The organism is Phenylobacterium sp. (assembly GCF_025351295.1).
GTDB lineage: Bacteria > Pseudomonadota > Alphaproteobacteria > Caulobacterales > Caulobacteraceae > Phenylobacterium.
The window spans coordinates 1-10,274 of sequence record NZ_JANXWD010000130.1 but is presented as its reverse complement, the minus strand read 5'-3'; the positions used below and the strand labels follow the sequence as shown (position 1 = coordinate 10,274).

Annotated in this window: 10 protein-coding genes and 1 pseudogene; 7 read left to right on the top strand and 4 right to left on the bottom strand. The window is 70.3% G+C overall.

Annotated features, from left to right (window positions below; all coding sequences use genetic code 11):
- A partial coding sequence (gene recA, locus Q0R13_RS18040) for a recombinase RecA (RefSeq protein WP_293906532.1) occupies positions 1-866 on the top strand: 866 nt, incomplete at its 5' end.
- Here the strand turns inward: recA and Q0R13_RS18035 are convergent.
- Positions 863-1,381, bottom strand: coding sequence for an ATP-binding protein (locus Q0R13_RS18035; protein ID WP_293906530.1), 519 nt, complete (start codon positions 1,379-1,381; stop codon positions 863-865). The two genes, recA and Q0R13_RS18035, sit on opposite strands and share 4 nt — an antisense overlap.
- A 219-nt stretch (positions 1,382-1,600) precedes the next feature.
- Here Q0R13_RS18035 and Q0R13_RS18030 point away from each other — a divergent pair, with 219 nt between their 5' ends.
- Together Q0R13_RS18030 and alaS are read left to right on the top strand one after the other, a co-directional pair.
- A complete protein-coding gene (locus tag Q0R13_RS18030) occupies positions 1,601-2,125 on the top strand; it encodes an ACT domain-containing protein (RefSeq protein ID WP_293906528.1) in 525 nt (174 codons plus the stop codon).
- Between the two features lie 126 nt (positions 2,126-2,251).
- Positions 2,252-4,930 carry an alanine--tRNA ligase gene (gene alaS / locus Q0R13_RS18025; protein WP_293906527.1) on the top strand — a complete coding sequence of 893 codons (2,679 nt, stop codon included), beginning with the start codon at positions 2,252-2,254 and terminating at the stop codon, positions 4,928-4,930.
- A gap of 13 nt (positions 4,931-4,943) precedes the next feature.
- Here alaS and Q0R13_RS18020 read toward each other — a convergent pair whose 3' ends face one another.
- Positions 4,944-5,324: a VOC family protein gene (locus Q0R13_RS18020; protein ID WP_293906525.1), complete on the bottom strand. Its 381-nt coding sequence runs from the start codon at positions 5,322-5,324 to the stop codon at positions 4,944-4,946.
- Positions 5,325-5,449: 125 nt separating this feature from the next.
- Between Q0R13_RS18020 and Q0R13_RS18015 the strand changes: the two genes are divergently transcribed.
- Positions 5,450-5,710, top strand: a complete 261-nt coding sequence (locus tag Q0R13_RS18015; RefSeq protein WP_293906523.1) for a hypothetical protein — start codon at positions 5,450-5,452, stop codon at positions 5,708-5,710.
- 71 nt (positions 5,711-5,781) lie between these two features.
- Here Q0R13_RS18015 and Q0R13_RS18010 read toward each other — a convergent pair whose 3' ends face one another.
- Both Q0R13_RS18010 and bla read right to left on the bottom strand, forming a co-directional pair.
- Positions 5,782-6,996, bottom strand: coding sequence for an NADP-dependent isocitrate dehydrogenase (locus tag Q0R13_RS18010; RefSeq protein WP_293906521.1), 1,215 nt, complete (start codon positions 6,994-6,996; stop codon positions 5,782-5,784).
- An 80-nt stretch (positions 6,997-7,076) separates the two neighbouring features.
- Positions 7,077-8,105 (bottom strand): class A beta-lactamase, encoded by a 1,029-nt coding sequence (gene bla, locus Q0R13_RS18005; RefSeq protein WP_293906519.1) that lies wholly within the window; start codon positions 8,103-8,105, stop codon positions 7,077-7,079.
- Between the two features lie 28 nt (positions 8,106-8,133).
- Between bla and Q0R13_RS18000 the strand changes: the two genes are divergently transcribed.
- The 3 genes and pseudogenes from Q0R13_RS18000 to Q0R13_RS17990 form a co-directional block, all read left to right on the top strand.
- On the top strand, positions 8,134-8,937 hold the full coding sequence (locus tag Q0R13_RS18000) for an RNA methyltransferase (protein WP_293906517.1): 804 nt from the start codon (positions 8,134-8,136) through the stop codon (positions 8,935-8,937).
- Positions 8,934-10,019, top strand: a complete 1,086-nt coding sequence (locus Q0R13_RS17995; protein WP_293906514.1) for a nitronate monooxygenase — start codon at positions 8,934-8,936, stop codon at positions 10,017-10,019. Before Q0R13_RS18000 ends, Q0R13_RS17995 begins: the two co-directional genes overlap by 4 nt.
- Positions 10,016-10,274, top strand: a pseudogene (locus Q0R13_RS17990) (DUF1254 domain-containing protein); the annotation flags it as partial. The gene Q0R13_RS17995 and the pseudogene Q0R13_RS17990, both read left to right, overlap by 4 nt.

Genomic DNA, 10,274 nt, shown 5'->3' with positions numbered 1-10,274 from the left:
TGGAGATCTACGGGCCGGAAAGCTCGGGCAAGACCACCCTGGCGCTGCACGTCGTCGCCGAAGTGCAGAAGGCGGGTGGGACCGCGGCCTTCATCGACGCCGAACACGCGCTGGACCCGTCCTACGCCCACAAGCTGGGCGTGAACCTGGAGGACCTGCTGGTCTCCCAACCGGACACCGGCGAACAGGCGCTGGAGATCACCGACACCCTGGTGCGCTCGGGCGCGGTGGACATCATCGTCATCGACTCGGTGGCGGCGCTGACGCCCCGGGCCGAGATCGAGGGCGAGATGGGCGACAGCCTGCCCGGCCTGCAAGCCAGGTTGATGAGCCAGGCGCTGCGCAAGCTCACCGCCTCGATCTCCAAGACCCACACCCTGGTGATCTTCATCAACCAGATCCGCATGAAGATCGGGGTGATGTACGGCTCGCCGGAGACCACCACCGGCGGCAATGCGCTGAAGTTCTACGCCTCGGTGCGCCTGGACATCCGCCGCACCGGCTCGGTGAAGATCCGCGACGAGATCGTCGGCAACAACGTCCGCGTCAAGGTGGTCAAGAACAAGGTCGCCCCACCGTTCCGCGAGGTGGAATTCGACATCATGTACGGTGAGGGGATCTCCAAGCTGGGCGAGATCATCGACCTGGGCGTCAAGGCCGGGGTGATCGAGAAGTCCGGCTCCTGGTTCTCCTTCAATTCCCAGCGCATCGGCCAGGGTCGCGACAACGTGCGCGAGTTCCTGAAGGCCAACAAGGACATCGCCGACGAGATCGAGGCCAAGGTCCGCGGCGCCAAGGCGGTCATCGAGGAAGAGCTGCTGGTCGGCCCCGCCGAGGACGCCGACGCCGAGGACGGCTCGCTCTAGGCGGCCGCACCGCCCGCCACGGCCCCGAGAGCCTGGTCGATACAGTCGGGGAGGCTACGGTGCGCGGTGTCGATCACGACGCGGTCCCGGGTCCACGTGTGGTATTCGCGCCCGCTCACCGCCGCCCAATCCGGCGGCGTCTGGCCGGGGATGTCGCTGACGCGCGTCTCGACACGGCGGCGGTGTTCGTCGATGTCCGAGCAGACGACCTCCAGCCACAGGACCTCGGCCCCGACCCGAGCCGCCGCCGCATCCCAGCCGTCTCTGGCCGCCTGCCAGTCGTTGACGCAGTCGGCGATCACATCGCGGCCCAGCGCCAGGTTGTCGGCGGCGACGGCCCGAGCCGCGCGATAGGTCCAGTCGAGGAGGTCTGCGGGCGCTGTCCCCGACGCCCGGATCGCCTCGTCCATCGAGTCGATTCGCAGCCAGACGGCGCCGGTGCGCTCTGCCAGGGCGCGCCCAAGGGTGGACTTGCCGCTGGCCGGCAAGCCCGCAAAAACGATCAGCCTGGGCATCCGCACGCCTCCGCGCCCCTCGGACCATCCGAGGCTCGGGTGCATCGGCGCCAGATGCAACAGCGGCGGTCTCGGCGATCCGGCGCCGCTGCAAGCCGGGGACTGTAGCCGCCGGTCCCGTGCACGGGCCATTGACGGGCGCGGATGTGCGTGGCTCGTGCGCATCCGTAGGGCGATGGGTCGGCGCCCCCTGGCGCCCGACCTTTCCGAGAGTTGCCGATGGCGTCCGTGATCTTGAGCGTGGTCGGCAGTGACCGACCCGGGCTCACCGAGGCGCTCGCCGGCGCCGTGCTCTCCGTGGACGGCAACTGGCTCGAGAGCCATCTCAGCCGGCTGGGCGGGCTCTATGTCGGGTCCGTCCTGGTCGCCTTGGAGGCGGATCGGGTGGACGGCCTTGCGGCGGCCGTGCGCGCGGTGGACGCCCAGGGCCTCGAGGTCCGCATCGCGCCGGCCGTCGAAGACGTGGGCGTCGTCGGCGAGCCGCTTCGGTTGAGCCTCGTCGGGCAGGACCGGCCCGGCATCGTCCGGCAGGTGACCGCGATCCTGAGCGGACTCGAGGTCAACATCGAGACGTTCGAGACGGGCCTGAGCGCCGAGCCGCACTCCGGCGCCCAGCTCTTTCGGATGGACGCCCAGTTGCGGCTTCCTCCGGGCATGTCGGCGGCCGGCGTTCAGTCGGCGCTCGAAGACATCTCCGCCGAAATCATGGTCGACATCTCGCTCAGCCCGGCCCTGGACCGCTGAGCGCGACATAGCCTCTTCTGATGTCGGGCCGTCTTCAAGCCCGCCTTTTGCGATCGCGCCGGTTTCGCGTAAATCGACCCGGCCCCATCTGTGGGGGCGTCCAGTTCCTGTCGAGACCAAGCTGCCATGGCGACCCTGAACCAGATCCGGACCCACTTCCTGGACTATTTCCAGAGCCAGGATCACGCGATCGTCGCCTCGGCGCCGCTGGTGCCGCAGAACGATCCGACCCTGTTGTTCGTCAACGCCGGCATGGTCCCGTTCAAGAACTACTTCACCGGCGCGGAGACCGCGCCCTGGCCGCGGGCGGCCTCGTCGCAGAAGTCGGTGCGGGCCGGGGGCAAGCACAACGACCTGGACAACGTCGGCTACACCGCGCGCCACCACACCTTCTTCGAGATGCTGGGGAACTTCTCGTTCGGCGACTATTTCAAGGATCAGGCGATCACCCTGGCCTGGGCGCTGCTGACCAAGGAATTCCAGATCGATCCGGCCAGGCTGACGGTCACGGTCTACCACACCGACGACGAGGCCCACGGGCTGTGGAAGAAGATCGCCGGCCTGCCGGACAGCCGCATCATCCGCATCGCCACCAACGACAACTTCTGGTCCATGGGCGACACCGGTCCCTGCGGCCCCTGTTCCGAGATCTTCTACGACCACGGGGCGCACATTGCCGGCGGGCCGCCCGGCAGCCCCGACGAGGACGGCGACCGGTTCGTGGAGATCTGGAACCTGGTCTTCATGCAGTTCGAGCAGTTCGCCGACGGCCGCCGCGAGCCGCTGCCCAAGCCCTCGATCGACACCGGCATGGGCCTGGAGCGGATCGCCGCCGTGCTGCAGGGCGTGCACGACAACTACGACGTCGACCTGTTCCGGGCGCTGATCGCGGCGTCGCGGGGCCTGGTCGGCGGGGCCGGCGGGTCCTCGAACGGCCCCTCGCACCGGGTGATCGCCGACCACCTGCGCTCGACCAGCTTCCTGATCGCCGACGGGGTGACGCCCTCCAACGAAGGCCGCGGCTACGTCCTGCGCCGGATCATGCGCCGCGCCATGCGCCACGCCCACCTGCTGGGGGCGGAGGAGCCCTTGATGCACCGCCTCGCGCCGACCCTGATCGCGCAGATGGGCGAGGCCTATCCGGAACTGAAGCGCGCCGAGCCGGCGATCGTCGACACCCTGCGCCAGGAGGAGGAGCGGTTCCGCCGCACGCTCGGGCGCGGGATGAGCCTGTTGGACGAAGCCACCGCGGGGCTGAATGAAGGCGACGTCCTCTCGGGCGAAACCGCGTTCAAGCTCTACGACACCTACGGATTTCCCCTCGACCTGACCCAGGACGCAGTGCGCGCCAAGGGCCTGACGGTGAACCTCGAGGAATTCGACGCGGCGATGACGCGGCAGCGGGAGATGGCGCGCGAGGCCTGGACCGGGTCGGGCCAGGTGTCTGCGGCGGGCGTATGGTTCGGCATCCGCGAACGCCTGGGGCCGACGGCGTTCACCGGCTACGAGGATGGCGAGATGACCGCCGAGCTGCTGGTGCTGGTGGAGGATGGCCGCGAGATCGACGGCGCGCTGACCGGCGCGACGGTCCAGGCGCTGTTCGACCGCACCCCCTTCTACGCCGAGAGCGGCGGCCAGGCCGGCGACCGGGGCGAAGCCGAGTGGCCCATGGCGGACGGGAAGACCGGCCGGGCGCGGGTCACCGACGTCCAGAAGCTGGCCGGCGACCTGCATGTCCACGACCTGGAGATCGTCGAGGGCGCCCTGACCCCCGGGACCCGCGTGCGCCTGGCGGTGGACGCCGAGCGGCGCGCGGCGACCCGGTCGAACCACTCGGCCACCCACCTGCTGCACGCGGCGCTGCGTAATGTCCTAGGGACCCACGTGACGCAGAAAGGCCAGATGGTCGACGGCGAGCGGATCCGCTTCGACTTCAGCCATGGCGCGCCGGTGACGCCCGACGAGATCGACCGGATCGAGGCCGAAGTGAACGCGGTGGTCCGCCAGAACCTGCCCGCCGAGACCCAGCTGATGGCCCCCAAGCAGGCCATGGCCGCCGGTGCGATGGCGTTGTTCGGCGAGAAGTACGGCGAGACCGTGCGGGTGTTGACCCTGGGCCGCGGCCTGGGCGGGCCAGACGGTGAAGATCGGGGCGCCTATTCGGTGGAGCTGTGCGGCGGCACCCATGTGGCGCGCACCGGCGACATCGCCCTGTTCAAGGTGGTTCAGGAGCAGGGGGTCGCGGCCGGCGTGCGGCGGATCGAGGCCCTGACCGGCGAGGCCGCGCGGCGCTACCTGCTGGACCAGGCCGGCGTGGCCAAGGCGCTGGCCGACCAGTTCAAGGTCCCGGTGGGCGAGGTGACGGCGCGCGTCGAGGCCCTGGAGGCCCAGCGGCGGCGGCTGGAGAAGGAGCTGGGCGACGCCAAGCGCCAGCTGGCCATGGGCGGCGGCGGCGGCGCGGCCCCGGCCGGGCCCGAGGAGATCGGCGGCGTCAGGGTGATGGCCCGGATCCTGGAGGGCGTCGGCGGCAAGGACCTGCGGCCGATCGCCGAGGAATTCAAGAAGCAGCTCCCCGACGGCATCATCGCGCTGGTCGGGACAGCCGACGGCAAGGCGGCGATGACGGTTGCGGTGACCGGCGCGGCGCAGGCCCGCTTCAACGCCGCGGACCTGGCCAAGGCCGGGGTGCTGGCCATGGGCGGGCAGGGCGCCGGCGGCCGGCCCGACTTCGCCCAGGGCGGTGCGCCCGACGCGACCAGGGCCGCCGAGGGCCTGGCGGCGGTCAAGGCGCTGCTGGCCGGATAAGGCCCGGCCAGGCTCAGACCGTCGCGTAGACGCAGAGCTTGTTGCCGGTCGGGTCGCGCACGTAGGCGCCGAAGAAGCCGCTGGTGGACTCGGGCGGGCGGAAGCCTGGCGCGCCCTCGTCGGTTCCGCCGGCCGCCATCGCCGCGGCATGGGCGGCCTTCACCTGGTCCGGCGTATCGGTCTTGAGGCCCAGCATGGCGCCATTGCCGCCGCGCGCCGCCTGGCCGTCGTAGGGCCTGCACAGGCCGATGCCCGGCGCGTCGCCCTTGCCATAGAAGGCCCAGCCGCCCTCGACCTCGCCGCGCTCATAGCCCATCGCCCCCAGCACGGCGTCGTAGAACGCCACCGCCTGGGCCTCTTCATTATAGCCGATGGTGACGTAGCCGATGGTCATGTCGGTTCTCCTGCTGGCCGGAGCACACTACAGCGTGATGCGAACAGATCAAGAACATAGATTGACGGACCGCGCGGCCGGGCGTTCTCTCTCGCGAGACACCAGCTTCATCGGGAGGATCCCACATGAGTGGCGGTAGTCAGTTCGGCGACCAGACGACCGACGTCCTCGTTCACGAGAAGACCTATCACGCCTTCAGCATGCTCACCCGCTGGGCCATGTTGGTGATCGGCGACGCGGTATTCTTCTTCACCCTGTGGTTCGCCACGCCGGCCGGATTCCTGGGCGGTGCGTTCCTGGGGCTTGTCGGCTTCATCGCCGGCTACCTGCTTCTCGTCCGCCATGAGGCGAAGCAGCCGCTCGACGTCTGGGTCGAGGGGCGCTGACCCGAAAACGCCGCCCGCGGGGTTCGCGGACGGCGCTTGTCGGATCGGCCATAAGCCATAGGGCGTCGCCTCTAGGCGGCGAGTTCCTTGGCGAGGTTTAGCGCGACCTTGTCCAGGAAGCCCTCGGTGGTGAGCCAGCCCTGAGTGTCGCCGACCAGCAACGCCAGGTCCTTGGTCATCGAGCCGCTCTCGACGGTGTCGACGCAGACCTTCTGCAGCGTCATGCAGAAGGCGTCGAGTTCGGCGTTTCCATCCAGCTTGGCGCGGTGCTTCAGCCCCTGGGTCCAGGCGAAGATCGAGGCGATGGCATTGGTGGAGGTCGCCTCGCCCTTCTGATGCTGGCGATAGTGGCGGGTGACGGTGCCGTGGGCGGCCTCGGCCTCCATCGTCTTGCCGTCCGGGGTGAGCAGCACCGAGGTCATCAGGCCCAGCGAGCCGAAGCCCTGGGCGACCTGGTCGGACTGCACGTCGCCGTCGTAGTTCTTGCACGCCCAGATGAACCCGCCCGGCCACTTCAGCGAACTGGCCACCATGTCGTCGATCAGGCGGTGCTCGTAGGTCAGGTTCGCGGCCTTGAACTTGTCGGCATATTCGGCGGCGAACACCGCGGCGAAGATGTCCTTGAAGGTGCCGTCATAGGCCTTGATGATGGTGTTCTTGGTCGACAGGTACAGCGGGTATTTGCGGTTCAGGGCGTAGGCGAACGACGCCCGCGCGAAGTCGGCGATCGAATCGTCGAGGTTGTACATGGCCATGGCCACGCCGGCGCTCGGATAGTCGAACACCTCGTGCTCGATGACCTGGCCGTCGTGGCCGACCCACTTGATGGTCATCTTGCCCGGGCCGGGCACCTTGAAGTCGGTGGCCTTGTAGACGTCGCCGAAGGCGTGGCGACCGATGATGATCGGCTGGGTCCAGCCGGGGATCAGCCGCGGTACGTTCTTGCAGATGATCGGCTCGCGGAACACCACGCCGCCCAGGATGTTGCGGATCGTGCCGTTCGGCGACTTCCACATCTTCTTGAGGTTGAATTCCTTCATCCGCGACTCGTCGGGGGTGATGGTGGCGCACTTGATGCCGACCCCGTGGCGCTTGATCGCCTCGGCGGCCTCGATGGTCACCTTGTCGTCGGTGGCGTCGCGGTTCTCCATCCCCAGGTCGTAATAGTCGATCGGCACATCGACGAAGGGGAAGATCAGCTTATCCTTGATCCACTTCCAGATGATGCGGGTCATCTCGTCCCCGTCGATATCCACGACAGGGTTGGCGACTTTGATCTTGGCCATGAGGGGCGGGCGCTCCGGGGCGTAAATTCCTTACAGCGCGTATAGCCGCCGCGCGCGCCGACGCAAAGGCTCGCTGGCCACTAACCCACCGCCTTTACGGCTGCGCTTGTCACCTGGGCGATAATTGCGTCGCGTCCGGCCTCTGCCAGCGTCGATCCGGAGAGGAAGACGCAGATCGCATAGGCCCGCCGGTCGGCCAGCCGGAAGATGCCCACATCGTTGTGCGCGCTGGACAGGCCCTGGTCGACGCCGGAGGTCCCGGGCTTGTGAGCCAGCAAGGCGGCTTTGGGCAGGCCGGCGCGAATCCGGGCCCCGCCGCGGGCGGTCTGGCTCATCAGCTGGATCAGCAGGCGGGTGGAGGCCGGCGCGATCAGGTCGCCTTGGTCCAGCATCTGCAGGAAGGTCAGCATGCCGCGCGGCGTGGCCGTGTCGCGCGGGTCGGCCATGTAGGCGCGCATGGCGGCCAGCCGGGCTGCCGGCGGCACGGCGCTGCGTGCCGCCGCGAACGCCGCGTCGGTGCGCCAGGCCGGGCGGAACGACGGCATGCCATAGACCTGCGGCTGGATCTCGCGCTCGTAGCGGTCGACCCGGATCCCGCTCACATGCTTGACCGTCAGCCAGGCGCTCAGCGCGCCCGGCCCGCCGATGCGCTTCATCAGGACGTCGGCGGCGCTGTTGTCGCTGTCGGTGACGGCGGCGGCGAGCAGCTCGGCGACCGTATATTCGCGCCGTCCGGGCCACGCCGTGGCGATCGGCGAGCGCTGCGGCGAGAGTTGGTTCTCAAGCAGGTAGACCCGTTCGGTGAGCAGCACCCGGCCGGCGTCGACCTCGCTGAGCACGCCGGCGCCCAGCAGCATCTTGAACACGCTCTGCATGGGGAACCCCCGCTCGGCGTTGAAGGTGAAGGCCTCGCCGCTCTCCAGGTTGATCAGGCCGACGCCCAGGGCCGCGGGCGCGACGCGGGCGGCGATGGCCGCGACGGCGCGGCCGAGACCCACCTGATCGATCCTCGGCGTCGTCGAGACGGTGACCAGCACCTTCTTCTGGCAGGCGGCCAGCAGGCCGGCGGGGGCGGCGGCCAGGAGGGTTCGGCGGTGGAGGGTTGCCATCGGACGGCGGGCCTTCTCTAAACGCGGCATGGCTGCAGCCTCCGCCCCCATTCCTGTCACTATCGCGCCTGTCATTATCCTGAACGCGCCACAGCTGGCGGAGAACATCGGCGCCGTGGCCCGGGTGATGGCGAATTTCGGCCTGGCGGACCTGCGGCTGGTGAATCCGCGCGATGGCTGGCCGCAGGAACGGGCCTGGGCCCTGGCCTCGGGCGCCGAATGGCCGCTGAACGACGCCAAGGTCTTCGAGTCGGTCGAGGCGGCGATCGCCGACCTGCAACTGGTGTTCGCCACCACCGCGCGGCCGCGGGAGCTGCAGCTGCCGATCCTGACCCCGCGGGCCGGGGCGGGCGAGCTTTACGAGGCCTCGGCGCGCGGCGTGCGCACGGGCCTCCTGTTCGGCGGTGAGCGGGCGGGGCTGGAGACGGCGGATATCGCGCTGTGCCAGGCGGTGGTGACTATCCCCATCGATCCGAAGTTCCGCTCGCTCAACCTGGGTCAGGCGGTGGCGATCAACGCCTATGAGTGGCGCACGCGAGTGGCCGACGCCCCGCCGCCGGTGTTCCGCGAGCATTCGCCGACCGCCGACGGGGCGGCCATGCTGGGCCTGTTCGAGCACCTGGAGCGGGAGCTGGACGCCGCCGGCTTCTTCCACCCGCCGGACAAGCGCCCGTCGATGGTGCAGAACCTGCGCTCGGCCCTGGGCAAGGCGCGGTTCTCGCAGCAGGAGGTGCGCACAATGCGCGGCGTGGTCACGGCGCTCTCCAAGGGCCGCGGGCGGGTACTGGCCAAGCTGGCCGCGAAGAAGGCGGCGGAAGGCGGCGAGCCATGAGCCTCGCCGCCCTGCTGGAGGCCCTGCCGATCCCGATCGTCCAGGCGCCGATGGTGGGGGCCTCGTTCGACGCCCTGGCGCTGGCGGTCAGCGCGGCCGGCGGGCTGGGGACCCTGGCCATCGCCACCCTGGGGCCGGGCGAGATCGGGCCGGCCATCGCGGGGCTGAAAGCCCAGACGGATGCACCGTTCGCCGTGAACCTGCTGATGGCGCCCAAGGTCGCGCCGGAGGCGGCGGAGGTGGATCGGGCGCTGGCGCGGCTGGCGCCCTGGTACGCGGGCCTCGGCGCGCCGCTGCCGGCCGCGCCTAACCTGTTCGCCCAGGATTTCGACGCCCAGCTCGCGGCGGTGATCGCCGCCGCGCCGGCGGTGGCGTCGTTCAGCTTTGGGGTCCTGACCGCGGCCCAGGCGGCGGCGCTGCGGACGGCCGGGACCTGTGTGGTCGGCACGGCGACCACTGTGGCCGAGGCGCGGGCGTGGGCGGCGGTGGGCGCCGATGGGATCTGCGCCCAGGGGTTCGAGGCCGGCGGCCATCGCGGCCACTTCCTGGCCGAGGTCGAGGCCAGCCTGGTCGGGACCATGGCCCTGGTGGCCACCCTGCGCGCGGCGGTCGACCTGCCGGTGATCGCGGCCGGTGGGATCATGGACGGGCGCGGCGTCGCGGCGGCCCTGGCCCTGGGCGCGGCGGCGGTCCAGATGGGCACCGCCTTCCTGCTGGCCGACGAGGCGGTGACGTCGAAGCCCTGGCGCCGCGCGATCGCCACCGCCGGCTACGAGCCCACGCGGCTGACACGGGCCTTCACCGGCCGCCACGCGCGCGGCATCGAGAACCGCTTCATGCGCGAGATGAAGGGCGTCGAGGACGAGGTCCCGGCCTATCCGGTGCAGAACCGCCTGACCCAGCCGCTGCGCGCAGCGTCCGCCCAGGCCGACGAGCCGGAGACGATCTCGCTCTGGGCCGGCCAGGCGGTGGGCCTGGCGCGGCCGGGGGCTGCGGGCGACATGGTGCGGCGGTGGTGGGCGCAGGCCGGCGAGGTCGCGGCCGAGCTGGCGGCCCGGACAGGGCGAGGGAGCGACAGATGAACCGGCGTGAGATGCTGGCCGCGGCGGCGGCCCTGGGCGTGGCGCCGGCGACCCGGGCCTGGGCGGCGGACAGCGACCTTAAGACCGCGGCGCGGGAGGCCTGGCTCTATGGCCTGCCGATGATCGAGATGGCCGGCACGCGGGCACGCGCCCTGGCCGGCCCCATGTCCCCGGGGGTCAACCGCTTCGCCCATGCGCGGCGGCTGGCCACCTCGGAGTCCCGTGCGGTCACCGCCCCCAACAACGACACGCTCT